The sequence below is a fragment of the uncultured Bacteroides sp. genome, assembly GCF_937912035.1.
Classification (GTDB): domain Bacteria; phylum Bacteroidota; class Bacteroidia; order Bacteroidales; family Bacteroidaceae; genus Phocaeicola.
Genome location: NZ_CALDPF010000007.1, coordinates 111,237 through 129,563 on the forward strand (window position 1 = coordinate 111,237; position 18,327 = coordinate 129,563).

The window sequence follows — 18,327 nt, forward strand, 5'->3', positions numbered from 1 at the left end:
TATTACTTTCTAACTACGATATACTCACCAAACGATTTATAGGCATTCACTGAATTACGGAAATCATCCCAGTCTTCTGCCGAATAGACTCTCTTGTATAAAGACAGTCTGGTATCCAAAAGAATCTTACCACCATCTTGCTTCAAAATTCCAGCAAAATCAGCGGCCTGACCGTCAATATTAACATGCTTTTCGTCGCCAAGCATCTTATATCCGGAAGGCAAAGAAAGCTTTTCTTCCACCTCGACAAGGCGCGAACATGAATCCTTGAATCCATACTTACGGTCCTTCAAGTCTATATTTACACGCAGGAAAGTAAATACCTGTGTATAGAGGTTATTCATCACGAATGGTTTGAAAATCAGTTCACCGTCGCCAGTCATAGCATATTCAGGTATCTCGTAGGTAAACGTTATGCTTATAGGTGCCTTCTGATAATCCTTAGGAGAACGTCCGTAATCAACACTTTTCATCACAGCTTTAGGAGATACACTAAGCAACTGCTTTTCCATCGTATTTCGCCATTCACTCTGGAATCCTGTTGTAAATATACGGCGTATATTGCTGTCGCTCTGTCCTTCGGCAGAAATTGTGAATTTTCCCACTAAAGTACCGTCGGACTTCAGACGGTTTTCAGCTTTGATGCGTACATAGTGGTTTTCCGGAGCAGAAACTGGAGTGACACAAAGATCCGAACCTTCAGGTATGCCCGGCAGATAGTTCTGCTGCTGTTCGGCACTGCTCCACAATTCACGACAGAAAGGAACCCATGTAGGATCAAGAGGCATAAGAGTACCGTTGTCTAGTTTCACCACAGCCACACAATGATTAAAGTGGTCGGCAGGTATGCTTTCCACTCTGCTTCCAGCCATGGTCATTGCAGGATAAGCCTCGAAGCCGGCCATACGGAGAAAAGCGACCAATGTTCCAGCTATATCCTTACACACGCCACAACGGTCTGTGTAATTCATTTTCAGATTATGGAGAGTGAAACCTTCACCCTTTCCCATTGTTATTCCGGCATAACGGATGTTATCGGCTACCCAATGGGTAAGAACTGCTATTTTCTCCATTTCGGATTTCTTGCCTTTTATCAGCTCATCAACTTTCTTCTGTGCTTCAGGTATGGCATCAAAACTGCCGTAATCCTCATTTACCTTATTGAACCAACGTGACTTCTCCATCCAGTCCGGTGTAGTTGACATCATCAGCTTCGGAGCAGCATCGAAAAGGTCAACCATATTAGGTTCCTTTTCGAAAGGCATTACATCGTCCATCGCGAATGTATATACCTTCCTGCCATCGTCATAACGCATTGATGACGAACACTCTCCCTGATAAAACTGGAACTGCAGCTCTTTTTCCATAGGCATACCTACACTATATACCTTTCTGAGAGTCGGCTCGGAAACCCAGAAAGGAACAATATCATAAAACTGTCCGCGCATAGGAGGAATGAAACGAGAGTCATCATCTTCCCCAGCTCCAAGAAGTGCGTATGTGAAACCTTTCTTATCTATTTCATAATAGATTACATCTCCCGGTTTCAGATTATCCAGCTGGAGCATAATCTGTCGTGCACCCCAGTATATCATTCTTGCAGGTGCCGCATAGTCGCAGGTTTTGTTTACATCAACTTCGGTACATGTTCCGTCTTCATGATATATCCTGACAATCTTGAATTTTGCAGCGGCAGTCAGCGGATCATAATCATATTTCAGGACACGGTTTGTCATTACTCCCTTCAGAGTCTGCACCTTTATGGCCTTTACTATTGAGAAAGCACCCTGTCCGGTTGGCTGTACTGACACATTTGTGCTGTCAAGCAACGTGACTGAAGCATAGTCTGAATATTTGTCCGACTTCAGAATTTCCTTGTAATCGGCAAACGGATTTGCCTGAGAACCAGCAGAAGATATGAACAAAGATGCAAACAAAAGAAAAACTTTTATCTTCATAATATCATTATTAACAGGTTTAAAAATCGAGATATTATCAGAACTGGAACATCGCGGTAAACACTATACGATTGTTCTTTACAAGATGTGTATCAACTACCTTTCCCTTAGAATCATTGTCTCCATACCATGCTCCCGTCCACGAATATTCTGCACCGAATTTCCAGTTAGGAATATTATATGTAAGCTCGGCTGACGCACTTGACAGCTGATCAAGGTTTGTACCAGTACCTATCAGACCGGCTACGTCTTCCTTTGCACCAAGATTTTTAAGATAGCCGGCAAAAACGCCGAAACGCAACTTGCTTCCATATACCATGTTTATCCACGAATGAGAAACTCGCAAAGGAGCATATTCCTGCTCTCCTGTACGACTGTCAACAGATGTCACTCCATATCCTCCTACTGTACTTGTCATTGTAAGATTGGAGCTCAGCAACGTTTTTGCCGCGAGAGAGAATTTATCCTTCACATATTTCACATGGGCTTCACCGGAAATTCCTGTTATACGTTCGTTCACCTTATAAACTTTACCTCCGGTTTCCGACTGTGTACGTGGAGTCATAGAAGACACATGCACTCCGGCACCAAGAATCATTCCCAGTGTCCTGTAGTCCGCGCCGAAATAGAATTCAGGAACACAACTGTTCTTTATAAAATTCTGGCTTTTCACAGTTGATGTAGTTCCCGGAGTATTATTTGCCGGACCTACAGAAAGATACTGCGACTGCCATATAGCCGAGGCTGTAAGCACCATACCTTGAGTAGTAAACCTATACCTCAATTGTGGAGCACGGCTGAAAGGCTGGAACGGTGCACCCATATTCAGGTTCAGTATGTCGGGAGCCACATCGCCATACAGAGGATGCCATGTCTGACCTACAAGCAATGCAGACTTGCCCCAGTCCAGATTGAAATATACATGTCGCATACGGAACATTGAAAATGAAGTTCCCGAGCCGCGGAAATCCACTTCCAGCTTTGCAGAAGTCTTGATTTTCCCCATCAGTTCAGGACCTTTCACGTCAATTCCAAGACGTGAATACAGGGTATAGAATCCACCGTTGGCAAAACTGTTAAGGTCCTTGCCGTCGGCATCAGGAGATATGTCTTTCGGATACATATAAAACAATCCGTCAACAGTTTCCGAATTGGCTCTTGAATTATAGAACAAGTCGGTACGTACCTGACCGTAAAACTTGTAGTCGAAACCCTTTTTTTGGGACATCATCAAACCAGGTAATGCCATAAAGGCCACCAAAATCAAACTTTTCTTCATCTCTTTCCTATGTATTATTATTCTAAATAAACTGCGGTACCCGAAGCTGTAACCATAAGCATACTTCCGTTTCCACCGACAGTCTCAAAATCAAGATCAATTCCTATGACAGCATTAGCTCCCAGACGCATGGCCTCATCACACATTTCTTTCATAGCGCTATCCTTAGCCTGACGCAAGACCTCTTCGTAAGAGCCTGCACGTCCGCCCACAATATCACGAATACTTGCAAACAAGTCTCTGAACATATTCGCACCGATTATAGTCTCTCCTGAAACTATTCCATAATAATGCAGAATACGCTTGCCTTCCACATTATTGGTTGTTGTCATTAACATATTATCTATATTTTAGTGTTTAACAGATTTTCTATACCATGCCACAAACCATATTGCAGCCACTATGACACATGCCGTTCCTCCCCAGTAAGATATAACAGGCGAAAGGCTGAAACCTTCCGGAGCTATCAATATATATGTGGAGCATACGCATGTCATAAACAAGGCTGGAATGAGAGTCACCCAATAGTTCTTCTTATTCTTCACAAGATATACAGTTATTGCCCAAAGTGTAAATACCGAAAGTGTCTGGTTACACCAAGCAAAGTATCGCCATATAATCTTGAAACCTTCGGCATTACTGAAACTGAATACCAGAAGTCCCACTGTGAGAAGGAATATAGGAATACATATCAGCAGACGTTTTGCGATGCTTCGCTGTTCGATACCGAGGAAGTCGGCAACGATAAGACGTGCCGAACGGAGTGCAGTGTCACCGCTAGTGATAGGAGCCGCAACGATACCCAATATGGCAAGTATTCCACCGAAAGTGCCCAGCCACTGGTTGGAAATATCTGTAGCCACCTTCGCACCCGAATAAGCTATGCCTGTGGCCTTGTCCACAATCCCGTTTTCGTGGAAGAAATATGTAGCAGCCGCAGCCCATATCAAAGCTACTATACCTTCTGTCACCATTGCGCCATAGAAAATAGGGCGGCAATGCTTCTCGTTGACCATACATCTTGCCATCAGGGGTGACTGTGTGGCATGGAAACCGCTGATTGCTCCACAGGCGATAGATATAAACATCATAGGGAAGATAGGGTTCTTCTCATATTTTGTACCGAAACCGTCCCACATTTCAGGAAGTTCAGGAGATTTTACATAAAGCATCACAAGAATTCCAACCGCCATAAACAACAAAGCAAACGCAAACAACGGATATATACGTCCTATGATTTTGTCGATAGGAAGCATTGTGGCAAGGATATAATATACGAATATCACAATCATCCAGAAATACATATCCATATAATCCGGAGTCATACCCGCCAGCAGTTCTGCCGGACCCGACACGAACACCGCACCGACCAGAATCATGAGCAGTACGGTAAATATACATGCCACTTTTTTAGTGGTCAGTCCCAAATATCTTCCGATAATTTCAGGAAGGCTCTCTCCGGAATTACGTATGGAAAGCGCTCCAGAAAAGAAATCGTGCACTGCTCCGGCAAAAATAGTACCGAAAACAATCCAAAGATAAGATGCCGTACCGAACTGCGCACCCATTATGGCTCCGAATATAGGACCAAGACCGGCAATGTTAAGAAACTGAATCATGAAAATTTTCCACGTAGGAAGAGGAATAAAATCCACCCCATCCGCCATAGTCACGGCAGGAGTCTTGCGCGATGCATCCGGCTGGAAAAGTCTGTCAACGTATTTTCCGTAAACCAGATAGCCTACAATAAGTAATACTAAAGCTAAACTAAATGTTATCATAATATTTTTTGTTTGATTTTCTTTATTTTCAGTTACAAAAGTAATGTTATTTAATCAGAAATAAAACATAAAACCACAGATTACTCTCATTATAAAGATTTTTCGGCAAAGTCTTAGTATCTTTGCAGCCAAAATATCAGTAAAATGCAAAGAATCATAATTATACTATCCATGCTGGCTATATTCTCAGCCAACATAAAAGCCTCATCCAAATATGAAATAAGGGCTGCATGGATTACAACCATAGGAGGACTGGACTGGCCTACAGTAAAAGCGACATCAGCATATGGAATAAAGCGTCAGAAAGAGGAACTGTGCAAGCAGCTGGATATGCTGAAAGATGCAAACTTCAACACTGTTTTGTTTCAAACACGACTAAGAGGTGACGTGATATATCCTTCAATCTGTGAAACATTTGCAGAATCACTGGCAGGCAAGACCGGCCGCAATCCGGGATATGACCCGCTGAAATTTGCCATAGAAGAATGTCATAAGCGAGGAATGGAAATTCATGCCTGGATGGTATGCATCCCTGTTGGAAATGACAGGCAGGTTAAACTACTTGGCAACCAATCAGTCGTAAAGAAAAAGCCGGCAATGTGTATTCATTTCAAGAATGCATGGTACCTTGATCCGGGCAATCCAGAAACAGCAAAATATCTGGCAGCAATAGCAAAGGAAATAACAATGAATTACGACATCGACGGAATCCACCTGGACTATATAAGATACCCTGAAAACGGTGAAAACTTTCCTGACGGAAAGACTTTCCGCAAATATGGGAAAGGGAAAACTATCTCGCAATGGCGTAGGGACAACATCACATCAATAGTGAGAGAAATATATAATGACGTCAAGCGCATAAAGCCATGGGTAAAAGTAAGCAGCTCGCCGGTTGGTAAATATAACGACACACGCCGCTACAGTTCGAAAGGCTGGAACGCATTCAATGCCGTATATCAGGATGCAAAACTATGGTTGGAGACAGGGATACATGATGCCGTATTCCCGATGATGTATTTCCGCAACAACCAGTTCTATCCTTTTGCGCTTGATTGGGAAGAAAACAAACACGGACGATTCGTGGTTCCCGGACTGGGAATATATTTTCTGAAACAAAAGGCCCACGAATGGGACATAAATGAGATAATGAGACAAATATATTTCACAAGGCGCAACGGACTTGACGGACAGGCTTTCTTCAGAAACGAATTTCTGATGAAAAACACATGTGGTCTGACAGATAGCCTGAAATGCCGGTTCTATGCCTATCCGGCAGCCGTACCTCCAATGGTATGGCAGGACAGCATTGCTCCCGCACAGCCTGTAAATGGAGCAATATCATTCAGGAATGACAGTGTGATGATGAAATGGGAAAAGCCTGACTCATGTAAAGAACACATCACATACCGCATTTATGGATCTGCAACATATCCTGTTGATACAGACAACGCTAAAAATATTATAAACACAAGATTAATCGACAATAATTTCGTATTTACGTCAAAAGAAAAAAACAAACTATTCTGGGTTGTTACAAGTGTTGACAGATATGGCAATGAAAGCAAGCCACTGGAACTGAACATTCCCAATAATACAGACACACTGTTATGCATAAACAAACTGCCAGAAATAGCAGACGGAAGCCTGATAATAGTAAATGATATTACAGGTATGGAACTTTTCAGGACACAATGCAAACCCACAGAACTGATAAGAAAACTGAAAAAAGGAATATACAAGATACAAATAATAAAATCTGACAATAAAAAGAACATCACATTATTTTTGACAGAACCGAATCTGTAAATCTTACACTTACACAATGCAGTAAATGAAACTTCAGTTATTTTTTACAATAATTGAAGTTTCATTTGTATTAATATCCAATAAATTAAGTTCTTATAAAGAAAAAAACTAAATTTGCATAGACAGCCCTATTAATTAACCTTTTAAACAGTATTACCATGAAAACATCCATCGCATTCCTATTTTTATTTTACAACTTAATATTTTGTACAGCATATTCCCAAAGTGTAATAGAAAAGAAATCACTTATTGCAGATTCTCTGTATCAAGCAGGTAAAACAGACTCGGCACTTCTGGTTAACAACGAAATTATAGAATTGGCAGAAAATGAAGGAAATATAATAAACATTATTGACGCATATTCTTCAAGAGGTGTTTATCTGCGTTCTACTGGAAATCTGGAAAAAGCCGCCGAGGCATATGACAAAGCATTAAAACATATAATATCATTACAGACAGAAACAGAAGAAAGTTTACAAAGCATCGCAACGCTCTACAATAATCTTTCAACGCTTTATTTGGACATGAAAAACCCCGAAAGAGCATTGGAATACGCACAAAAAGCAGCAGTTATAGCCGACAAGTGTCACGACAAAATATTCCGTTCACAAATATACTCTGTGGCCTCATCCATATTCATAACGCAAAAACGCCATGATCTCGCAAAAAAATACCTTTTAATATCAATAAAATTGGCGAAAGAGACAAAACAACCTGAAGCGGAACTTAATTCCATTACATACTACATGCTGACTTTATTCAGAACAGGCGCAAAAGAAAACGAATATTCGCACTATATGAGAAGAGCTTCAGAGTTATCAAAGGAAATAAATTCTTTTATGAGCCTCGTAAATTATTATCAGGTGCTTTTCTACATTCAGAATGAAAAGAAGGCATACACTGATGCCATAAAAACAGCCGAAAATATTTTGTCGCTTAAAGAAATATCAAATTATCCTTTTCTACAATATGACATATACAACAACCTTCATCAGATTTACAGCACAAACCATGATTACAAGAGTGCTTATGAGATACTGAACAAAGCAAAGACTTTAAGCGATTCACTGTTTAATGACAACAAAGGAAAACAAATAGAGGAATTGTCGGCCAAATATGAAGCAACAAAGAAAGAACTTGAAATAAAGGAACTTAACGAGCAACAAGAAAAAGACAGAGTGCGCATATTGCTTTTATGTATAACCCTGTTGTTTGTAATTATCATAGCCGTATTCATTACAATATACCTTCAAAAAAGCAAAAGACTTCAGGCTGAAAAAATGAAAAGCGAAAACGAAGCCCGTGAAAGGCAGTTCCAACAAATACAGCGTAAAACAGAACTGAAACTTACGAAAGAGTATATTGACAAACTGGAAAAAGAACGTATGCGTCTTGCCGGAGAATTACACGATGGCATATGCAATGACCTATACGCCTTGGAAGTAAACATACGGTCTGATAAAAATAAAATCCCTGATGAATGGCTTTCATCATTGACAGAAGCACGCGATAATATCCGCAGAGTATCACACGAACTACTTCCACCAGAGTTTAAAGAAGCAAGTATAGCGCAGGTGATATACAATTATATTGAAAGCCTGAGTGTCATGGGTTGCAAAATCTCATTTAAGACATTACCTGAAGAGTGCGACTGGACTGTACTACCGGAAAACATCTCTCTAAACATATACCGTATCATACAGGAAGCTGTATCAAACTCTCTGAAACATGCCGATGCGAAAAACATAGAAGTAAAAATGGAATGGATATTGCCTGATCTGGTAATAACAGTCTGTGACGACGGAAAAGGAATGAAAGATTCAAAAAAAGGAGGAGGAAAACGTATTTTAAAAGAAAGAGCCGAGACAATAAATGCCGAGTATAACATAGAATCGACAGACAAAGGAACATGTGTATATGTGAAGATTCCAATTTTCAGATGAAAACTACGGGTTACCGTGGGGTATATTCAACAGACAAGACCTACTTTTGTTAAAAAATAAAATACAACTACACATGGGAACTGATATAGTAATAGTTGATGACCATTCATTAATACTGGAAGGATTGAAAAGCCTTTTAAGCACATCATTAGAAGGTTCGAGGGTACATATTGCCCAAAATGCGTCACAACTTCTCAGCTTGACTAAGAAATATCAGTTCAGTGTATTTATAGTAGATATAACACTCCCTGACATGGACGGATTTGATCTGATACACATCATTAAGAACAAATTTCCCAATGCCAAAATCATAGTAAGCACCATGCACGAGGAGATATGGATTGTAAACAAACTAAAGACATCTGAAATAGATGCCGTTGTATTCAAATCATCTGCCGGAGAACATATAGTTGAAGCAGTGAGAACTGTATTGGAAGGCGGAACATATTACTGTCCGGGATTCAGGAAAATATATAAAGAAAAAGAAAGAAACTACTGTATAATAGACGAACAATCCTCTATTCCTACTTCACGCGAACTGGATATCCTAAAAGCAATTGCCAAAGGAATGAGCACACACGAAATCTCCGAGAGTTTGTTTATTTCCGAAAACACAGTGGAATGGCACCGTAAAAATCTGATGCTAAAATTTGGAGCACGCAATGCCACCGATTTAGTAGTAAAGGCACTCTCAAAAGGTTTCCTAAGCATCCCCTTAAAATGATTTTTCCAAAGTCGTAAATCATATCGTCAAATAAAAAAAATCATAGTTATGAAAAAGTATGGAATATTTCTGTCTATCTGTTTTTTGTTATGTTATACTCCAGTTATCAATGCCAAACCAGACAAAGTGGATTATCCTGAAAACGGATTGATGCATCATTTCGAATTCAACGGTAATCTTAAAGACAAAATAACAGGAAGAAACCTGGTCCCAATGTTACCTGAACCTTACAGTGACAGAAAGCCAGAATATGTAAAGGATGATGACGGAAACGAATCAGGAATAAAAACATTCCCTATGTTATTACGTGGAAATTACTCCATGGAAAAGTATCCCGAAATAAGTGTAGTCATACGTTTCAGGCAGGATAAGGAATACGATTCCGATTTTTCTTTTGATTATCTCATAGCTGGAAATTTCAGCAAGAACGACATATCATGGTATTTCGACGAACATTATGCTTTCTGCCTGAACAAGAACAATCATCCGTATATATACACTGAAGATTACAAAACTGAAAAAACAACTGAAGATGGTACAGAAACAATAAAGATTAAAGGAATAGACGGTTACCTGAAACGTCCTGAACTAGGAAAATGGAACACAATGGTCTTTACCGTAAATCGAAAAGACAGTACTATATCCTTAGCCAACAATGGTGTAAAAGTATTGTTGAACAATTTTTTTCCTCCTTATGGCAATAAAGAATGTACTGGAATAGGTCTATTTAAATATTCATTCAACGACAAGAACGACTACAGATATCCGGAAGGTGTTATAGATGATATCCTAATCTACAACAGGATTCTCACGGATGAAGAGACGTGTACGTTACAGGGAGTAAAGTCAATAGAATACCGTAATCCGGAATTGACATTAATGGAAAATATTGAAGACAGTTTATTTATGCTTTTCGTTCTGCTTATATGCCCAATATTATCACTGATATTCTGTATATTCAGACCAAAGCAACTGCCAGAAGTCAAATTGGACGATGTAAATGCTCCCATACCGGACATATCGTCACCTATTGAAAATGCCTCTGACATTCAAGCTCTAAATTTAGGATATAAGGCACTTCATCTGATGATGCGCAGATTTGAGACTAAGTCTACCATAAGTAAACCCGACGATCCAGACCTTATAGCACTTATAGAAGCTACAGAGGTTGCACCCGAAAGAATTCCGTTTTTCAGGGCCCTGTCAATTCGTCGTAAATTGCTTATTGCACATAATCTTCTTGATAAAGACGAAAGAGTGCGCTTTTTAATCAGCGAAATTACCTATGTTTACAACAAGGCGATGAAAATCACATTTGTCGGAAATATTGCCATTTTGCTTATCCCATTCCTTCTATTCTTTCTTCCGGCTCTTACAGTGAACGTAAGTCATGCTTTCGGAGTTGCATGGGATAACATAGGGCCCATTTTGTTTTTGATGTTTTTATACATCGCATGCTCTCTCGGTCCTGCATGCACATTTCGTGCAGACCCTGAAGATGAGAATGAAGATATAAAATATGGTTTTGAGAGATTAAGATTTGCGTTTACAAAACCTGGCGAGGAACTTCCTCGGAGGGAAGGTAGATTTATGTTTCTTTCTTTCCTAAATCAGGGAGCGATGGCAGGTATTAATTCAATATTCCTCATAGGAACCATTATAAATGGTATTATATACACTATTTATAATTTGATTTTTGTTGTTCCTTATTCAATAGTCAACTATGGAGGTAAACTATTCTTAAGAAAAGATACACTCTTACCAGTTATAGTGATAGCAGTTTTAATAGGTATCGGTACTAGCGGAACATTCCTTAGCTCGCTATTCGGAATAATTGTCTTTATTGCTATGTTCGTATATGTAATTGCATGTTGGATTGCGTTTGTCAAGAATGTTATAATGCGTGCATTTATAGATTAATATTTGAAGGTTCTAATTTAGCAATCATATCTTAAAATCACTAACATTAAAATTAAGTGTTACCGACACTATATTTGAAGGTAACACTTGATTTTTTACTTTAATTCGATATTTACAATTTTATTTTATCAATTTGACATAATGATATTTTCATTTTCCAAGAATAAAAAAATCAACATAAGCCCTCATGCAAAAATGAAATATCAAACTCTCAATAAAAAGCATAAAATCTTTTATCCATAAAAAAACACACAATAGTCACATAAAGATACAATAGCAACAATAATTCAAATATTTAATCACATAAGATTTAATATACCTATCATTTTACTAGACATAAAACAGCAATTAAAAACTTGCATTCAGAACAAAAACAAGTGTTTTTTTACAAAAAATATTGACAATTCATCAATTAAAACAGAAAGAAAAAAAGTTTTTCCTAAAGAGACAAAGGATTTTGTAGATAATAACCTGACGTTTTATATGAAACGTGCTGGCATTTTAATTAACTAATTTAACAACAAATGAAAATATACAAACTTTATTGTCAACTATAACAAAGAGTCATTATTAACAATTCACACTTTTCTGAATAAACATCAAATAATATCAAGTTATTAAATAAGCACTTACCCTTGCATTACGCAAGCTACACATCTAATTTGCTTTCCTTTTGAAAGAACAATAAAAGCAACAACTTGAACAGTCGCCACATATTTTACCACACATAACTCACAAAAACTCACACACCAAACCACTAATTTACCGCCTGCCAACTTTGATATATATCAGATTTTGAGTATTTTTGCAAATCAAATCGATTTTGAAAATTATAATTTATAATATATCATCACTCATGAGTAATCAAAGATACATGCAGCGCGGCGTATCGGCATCTAAGGAAGATGTACATAACGCTATCAAAAACATTGACAAAGGTATTTTCCCTAAGGCTTTCTGTAAAATAATTCCTGATATTCTTGGCGGAGACCCTGAATACTGCAACATCATGCACGCAGACGGTGCGGGAACAAAATCATCACTGGCATATCTGTATTGGAAAGAAACAGGCGACTTGTCTGTATGGAAAGGTATCGCACAGGATGCTCTTATCATGAACATCGACGACTTGCTCTGCGTAGGAGCTGTTGACAACATACTTGTTTCTTCAACTATCGGACGTAACAAACTGCTCGTTCCGGGTGAAGTTATCTCGGCTATCATCAACGGTACAGACGAACTGCTTGCCGAACTCCGCGAAATGGGTGTAGGCGTTTACGCTACAGGTGGCGAGACTGCCGACGTTGGCGACTTGGTTCGTACTATCATCGTGGACAGTACAGTGACTTGCCGTATGAAGCGTTCAGACGTGATTGACAATGCAAACATCCGTCCGGGAGACGTTATCGTAGGTCTTGCATCTTACGGACAGGCTACTTACGAAAAGGAATACAACGGCGGTATGGGCAGCAACGGTCTGACAAGCGCGCGTCACGACGTATTCTCAAAATATCTTGCAGAGAAATATCCTGAAAGCTACGACAAGGCTGTACCTGGAGACCTGGTTTACAGCGGTAATCTGAAGCTGACTGACTCTGTGGAAGGTTCTCCACTTGACGCAGGTAAGCTGGTTCTCTCTCCTACCCGTACATACGCACCTGTAGTAAAAAAACTGCTTGATGCTCTCCGTCCTGAAATCCACGGTATGGTTCACTGCTCGGGTGGTGCACAGACTAAAGTTCTGCACTTCGTAGGCGACAACTGCCGCGTGGTTAAGGATAACCTCTTCCCTGTTCCTCCATTGTTCCGCACTATCAAGGAACAGAGCGGTACTGACTGGGACGAAATGTACAAGGTATTCAACATGGGACACCGTCTTGAAGTATATCTTTCTCCTGAACATGCTGAACAGGTTATCGAAATCAGCAAATCGTTCAACATCGACGCACAGATTATCGGTCGCATAGAAGAAAGCAACGGTTCCAAGGAATTGATTATCAAGAGCGAATTCGGAGAATTCAGATACTAAAATTTAATTTAACCACAAGGCCTATGGAAAAAGAAAAGAAAGGATGCCTTATACCTTTAGCTTTCTTAGCTGCAGGCATAATAAGTTTTTGTATAGGATTAGCATATGATATCCATATACTTTATGTATTAGGATTCCTGATACCAGCATACGGCGGTACTATGTACAGCCAATACACTGGTAAAGAGAAGAAATGGAGTCCCCTGAAACATATTCTCGTTTCATTTCTTATGCTACTGATTGCTGCTATTGTATGTTTTATACTATACGGTAAATTGTGGTGACACTTAGACAGTGGTGCTTATGGACAGCAATAAAAAGGATAAAAAGAATGGATGCCTTGTTCCTGTAATCATATTGATTATTGGTATTGTATGTCTTTTAATAGGTATAGAATTTGATTTACCTGTAATAAAATATTTAGGATTTGGATTTCCGACCTATGCAGGTAGTATGTACACAGAGTTCGTATCCGGCAAGAAATGGACTTGGAAAAAGCATACCAGTTATATATTGTTAATGTTATTGGTATGTATTGTACTTACATTTATTATGCATGGAAGGCTATGGTAATAAAACTTAATGCTTATGGACAATAAAAAGAAAAACAAAAAGCAGTCAATAAAAATAACTGTTCTGGCTGCATTATTATTCATAGCAGCTACATTTATTATAGGTTTTGGAGATACAAACGACATACCTATAATAAAAACGTCAGGATATCTGATAGGAGGAGAGTCTGGCGGTATATTCTTCGGATATTGGCTTGACGGAAAAGACCAGATTGACTATTTTTTCAAAAATTGGAAAAGATGTCTTATCACTTTTATTATTGGACTAGTCCTGATTGGTATACCTATAACATTACTGGTTGACGGCAGATTGTGGTAAAAAAACAAAACAAAAAGATTTAAATGGCGGAAAATAACACCATACTGGAAAAACTTGAAGGACTGGTATCACGTTTTGAAGAAGTATCTACACTGATTACTGACCCGAACGTGATATCAGACCAGAAAAGATATGTAAAACTTACAAAGGAATATAAGGAACTGGGCGACATCATGAATGCACGCAAGGAATACCTGCAGTGCATCAACGGTCTGGAAGAGGCCAAAATGATGATGAACGAAAGCGACCCTGAAATGAAGGAAATGGCCCGCGAAGAGGCTGCTGCCTGCGAGGCACGCATTCCGGAACTGGAAGAGGAAATCAAACTTCTGCTTGTTCCTGCCGACCCTCAGGACGACCGTAATGCGATTCTTGAAATCCGTGGCGGTACGGGTGGCGACGAGGCGGCTATCTTTGCCGGCGACCTGTTCCGTATGTATTCGAAATATTGCGAAACCAAAGGCTGGCGACTTGAGGTATCAAGCGCTAACGAAGGTGCAGCAGGAGGTTTCAAGGAAATAATATGCTCCGTAACGGGAGAAAAGGTTTACGGAACTCTGAAATACGAATCGGGAGTACACCGAGTGCAGCGAGTACCTGCCACTGAGACTCAGGGACGTGTACACACATCGGCCGCATCGGTAGCTGTACTGCCCGAAGCCGAACCTTTCGATGTGGAAATCAATGAAGGCGAAATAAAATGGGATACATTCCGAAGCGGCGGTGCCGGAGGACAGAACGTAAACAAGGTGGAATCCGGAGTTCGTCTGCGCTATAACTGGAAGAATCCTAACACCGGAGTTGTGGAAGAGATCCTTATTGAATGTACCGAAACACGCGACCAGCCAAAGAACAAGGAACGTGCGCTCTCGCGCCTGCGTACATTTATATACGACAAGGAGCATCAGAAATACATTGACGACATAGCTTCGAAGCGTAAGACTATGGTCAGCACCGGAGACCGTTCGGCTAAGATCCGTACTTACAACTATCCTCAGGGGCGTATTACAGACCACCGCATAAACTATACAATCTATAACCTCGGCGCATTTATGGACGGGGATATTCAGGACTGTATAGACCATCTGATTGTGGCTGAAAATGCTGAAAGACTGAAGGAAAGCGAACTATAGAAACATGCCCAACGATTTACAAAAAAATTGATATGAGAAAAATTATCTTATTGATATCTTGTTTTTGCTTTTCACTTTATTCTTTCGGACAGGATTACAAAAGTGAACTTAGCGCAACAGAAGGATATAAAGGAAGTTTTGAAATAGGATTTGCAGCCGGTGCCGGAGATGCAGGACATAATCGCGGAGAACTCCTCATAACCAACGGATATCAATTCAACAGATATTTCTCGGCAGGAATAGGAACCGGAATACAGGTTTGGCAAGTTACTCAAGATGTAACATTGCCATTGTTTGCTGATTTTGAAGCAACATTCATGCAAAAGACAATATCTCCTTATGCAAACATAAGATTAGGTTACTGTTTTGCCCTTACAGAAGATGAAATTTTACCTAAAAACGGTATTTATTTCAGTCCTACAATCGGGTTCCGCTGGGGAATAAGCAAAAACAAAGCATTAAAGCTGGGTACAGGCTACTTAGTTCAAGGCAGTAAGATAAAACAGAATTTCAATACTCCAAATCAGTTTACCGAAACAACATTCTTTCATTCACTGATCGCTAAAGTTGCATTAGAGTTTTAATGAAACCATATAAAAGACTTAGAATATGAACAAACAACAGTTATTCGAAAACATCAAGAAGAAACAGTCATTCCTCTGCGTGGGACTTGACACCGACATCAAGAAAATTCCTGAACACCTTCTGAAAGAAGAAGATCCTATATTCGCCTTCAATAAGGCTATAATTGACGCAACAGCACCTTACTGTATCGCTTACAAACCAAATCTGGCTTTCTATGAAAGTATGGGTGTGAAGGGATGGATTGCATTCGAAAAGACAGTAGAATACATCAAGACAAACTATCCTGACCAGTTCATCATAGCAGACGCTAAACGTGGTGACATCGGTAATACTTCGGCTATGTATGCACGTACATTCTTCGAAGAATTGAACATCGACTCTGTAACTGTAGCTCCATATATGGGCGAAGACAGTGTTACTCCGTTCCTTACTTACGAAGGCAAATGGGTTATCCTTCTTGCTCTTACATCAAACAAAGGTTCACACGACTTCCAGCTCACTACTGACACAGAAGGCGAACGTCTATTCGAAAAGGTATTGCGCAAGAGCCAGGAATGGGCTAACGACGAAAACATGATGTACGTAGTTGGTGCTACTCAGGGACGCATGTTCGAAGATATCCGTAAGATCGTTCCTAACCACTTCCTTCTGGTTCCTGGCATCGGAGCACAGGGCGGTTCGCTGGAAGAGGTTTGCAAGTACGGTATGACTAAGGAATGCGGACTTATTGTAAATTCAAGCCGTGCAATCATCTATGCCGACAAGACTGAAAACTTTGCAAAAGTGGCTGGCCAAGAAGCACAGAAAGTACAACAACAGATGTCTGAACAACTAAAAGCAATCCTCTGATTGATATAAAAAAAATAGTTTCAGATTAAACTTTCTTAAATTTAGCTGATATATATATTTAGATACTTTACTGGACTTAATATCCGAAATGACATGTATTTTTCACAATAATGTCATGAAAATGCTAAACAATATTATCATATATTCCGGATAAATTCAGCAGATAAAACAGTTATATCATCCTCACAAAGGGCTGATATAACTGTTTTTTTATTGAAATCTACCTATTTATATGAGTAAAGATGCAAATATTTTGCTTTTTTCTCTGATATATAAAAAAAAAACACGTAATTTGCATAAACAAGTAAATGAACTTACTTTACGTTTATTAAGGGTAAGAAAAACAATAAAACAAAACAAAAGGAACAAAAGAAGATAATTATGGAGTTCTCAGCTAAACAAATTGCAGAATTTATCCAAGGAATTATTGTAGGCGACGAAAATGCTACAGTACATACCTTTGCAAAAATTGAAGAAGGTATACCGGGAGCATTATCGTTTCTGGCAAACCCCAAATATACTAATTTCATCTACGAAACGAAGTCATCAATAGTATTGGTGAATAAAGATTTCATACCCGAACACGAGGTGAAAGCTACGCTTATCAAGGTTGATAACGCATACGAGAGCTTGGCTAAACTTATGAACTTATATGAAATGAGTCAGCCAAAGAAAACCGGAATAGATCCATTAGCTTCAATCTCGGAAAAAGCTAAAATTGGAAACAGCTGTTATGTAGGTCCTTTTGCTTGCATCGAAGAAGGAGCTGTTATAGGCGACAATGTTTATATTCATCCACATGCAACGATAGGAAGCAATGCTAAAATAGGCAACAATTGTATTATATATCCGCATGTAACTATTTATCACGACTGTCGCATTGGTAATAACTGTATATTACATGCCGGTTCTGTTATCGGTGCTGATGGATTCGGATTCGCACCGTCATCTGAAGGATATGAAAAGATTCCTCAGATAGGAATTGTGATATTGGAAGATGATGTTGAAATAGGTGCAAATACATGTATTGACCGTGCAACAATGGGCGCTACTATAATTCATAAAGGCGTAAAACTTGACAATTTGGTTCAGATTGCCCATAACGTAGAAGTAGGAAGCAACACTGTAATGGCCTCACAAGTTGGTATAGCCGGTTCGGCAAAAATAGGTGAATGGTGTATGTTTGGCGGACAAGTGGGAGTTGCAGGTCATATTAAAGTGGGAAATAAAGTAACCGTTGGTGCACAGTCAGGTATACCAGGGAACACTAAATCGGATATCGCAATAATGGGTTATCCGGCTATAGACCACAAGCAGTTTGCACGCTCAGCTATCATTTACAAGAAACTGCCTGATATGTATGCAGAATTGGGCAGACTACATAGAGAAATAGAAGAATTGAAAAAACAAATAAACAAATAAAACA

The 18,327-nt window shown here is 39.3% G+C and carries 16 protein-coding genes; 12 read left to right on the forward strand and 4 right to left on the reverse strand.

Features of this window, described 5'->3' with window-relative positions:
* Positions 1-2: 2 nt before the first annotated feature.
* Genes Q0486_RS01290 through Q0486_RS01305 form a run of 4 tightly spaced genes read right to left on the reverse strand, consistent with a single transcriptional unit; the run spans position 3 to position 5,018 of the window.
* Complete coding sequence (locus tag Q0486_RS01290) at positions 3-1,958, reverse strand: DUF3857 and transglutaminase domain-containing protein (RefSeq protein ID WP_299229615.1); 1,956 nt, start codon at positions 1,956-1,958, stop codon at positions 3-5.
* 37 nt (positions 1,959-1,995) lie between these two features.
* Positions 1,996-3,237, reverse strand: a complete 1,242-nt coding sequence (locus Q0486_RS01295) for a DcaP family trimeric outer membrane transporter (RefSeq protein ID WP_299229617.1) — start codon at positions 3,235-3,237, stop codon at positions 1,996-1,998.
* A 17-nt stretch (positions 3,238-3,254) separates the two neighbouring features.
* Positions 3,255-3,575 (reverse strand): heavy metal-binding domain-containing protein, encoded by a 321-nt coding sequence (locus Q0486_RS01300; RefSeq protein ID WP_154044602.1) that lies wholly within the window; start codon positions 3,573-3,575, stop codon positions 3,255-3,257.
* 12 nt (positions 3,576-3,587) lie between these two features.
* On the reverse strand, positions 3,588-5,018 hold the full coding sequence (locus Q0486_RS01305; RefSeq protein WP_299229626.1) for a carbon starvation protein A: 1,431 nt from the start codon (positions 5,016-5,018) through the stop codon (positions 3,588-3,590).
* A 144-nt stretch (positions 5,019-5,162) separates the two neighbouring features.
* Here Q0486_RS01305 and Q0486_RS01310 point away from each other — a divergent pair, with 144 nt between their 5' ends.
* From Q0486_RS01310 to lpxD, 12 genes are all read left to right on the forward strand, one after another.
* The gene (locus Q0486_RS01310) at positions 5,163-6,827 is read left to right on the forward strand and encodes a family 10 glycosylhydrolase (protein WP_299229629.1); all 1,665 of its coding nucleotides are present in this window, start codon (positions 5,163-5,165) and stop codon (positions 6,825-6,827) included.
* A gap of 158 nt (positions 6,828-6,985) precedes the next feature.
* Complete coding sequence (locus Q0486_RS01315) at positions 6,986-8,770, forward strand: tetratricopeptide repeat-containing sensor histidine kinase (protein ID WP_299229632.1); 1,785 nt, start codon at positions 6,986-6,988, stop codon at positions 8,768-8,770.
* A gap of 73 nt (positions 8,771-8,843) precedes the next feature.
* The gene (locus Q0486_RS01320) at positions 8,844-9,494 is read left to right on the forward strand and encodes a response regulator transcription factor (RefSeq protein WP_299229635.1); all 651 of its coding nucleotides are present in this window, start codon (positions 8,844-8,846) and stop codon (positions 9,492-9,494) included.
* 48 nt (positions 9,495-9,542) lie between these two features.
* On the forward strand, positions 9,543-11,414 hold the full coding sequence (locus tag Q0486_RS01325; protein WP_299229638.1) for a hypothetical protein: 1,872 nt from the start codon (positions 9,543-9,545) through the stop codon (positions 11,412-11,414).
* A gap of 856 nt (positions 11,415-12,270) precedes the next feature.
* Entirely contained in the window at positions 12,271-13,443 is a 1,173-nt protein-coding gene (locus Q0486_RS01330) for an AIR synthase-related protein (RefSeq protein ID WP_299229641.1), read from the forward strand.
* Between the two features lie 23 nt (positions 13,444-13,466).
* Complete coding sequence (locus Q0486_RS01335; protein WP_287676971.1) at positions 13,467-13,727, forward strand: hypothetical protein; 261 nt, start codon at positions 13,467-13,469, stop codon at positions 13,725-13,727.
* Between the two features lie 19 nt (positions 13,728-13,746).
* On the forward strand, positions 13,747-14,016 hold the full coding sequence (locus tag Q0486_RS01340; protein WP_287676970.1) for a hypothetical protein: 270 nt from the start codon (positions 13,747-13,749) through the stop codon (positions 14,014-14,016).
* Positions 14,017-14,031: 15 nt separating this feature from the next.
* On the forward strand, positions 14,032-14,334 hold the full coding sequence (locus Q0486_RS01345) for a hypothetical protein (RefSeq protein ID WP_287676968.1): 303 nt from the start codon (positions 14,032-14,034) through the stop codon (positions 14,332-14,334).
* A gap of 23 nt (positions 14,335-14,357) precedes the next feature.
* Positions 14,358-15,467, forward strand: coding sequence for a peptide chain release factor 1 (gene prfA, locus Q0486_RS01350; protein ID WP_299229650.1), 1,110 nt, complete (start codon positions 14,358-14,360; stop codon positions 15,465-15,467).
* Between the two features lie 32 nt (positions 15,468-15,499).
* Positions 15,500-16,051 (forward strand): hypothetical protein, encoded by a 552-nt coding sequence (locus Q0486_RS01355; protein WP_299229653.1) that lies wholly within the window; start codon positions 15,500-15,502, stop codon positions 16,049-16,051.
* 25 nt (positions 16,052-16,076) lie between these two features.
* The gene (gene pyrF, locus Q0486_RS01360; RefSeq protein WP_299229656.1) at positions 16,077-16,901 is read left to right on the forward strand and encodes an orotidine-5'-phosphate decarboxylase; all 825 of its coding nucleotides are present in this window, start codon (positions 16,077-16,079) and stop codon (positions 16,899-16,901) included.
* A gap of 381 nt (positions 16,902-17,282) precedes the next feature.
* A complete protein-coding gene (gene lpxD, locus Q0486_RS01365) occupies positions 17,283-18,323 on the forward strand; it encodes a UDP-3-O-(3-hydroxymyristoyl)glucosamine N-acyltransferase (protein ID WP_299229658.1) in 1,041 nt (346 codons plus the stop codon).
* Positions 18,324-18,327 lie beyond the last annotated feature (4 nt).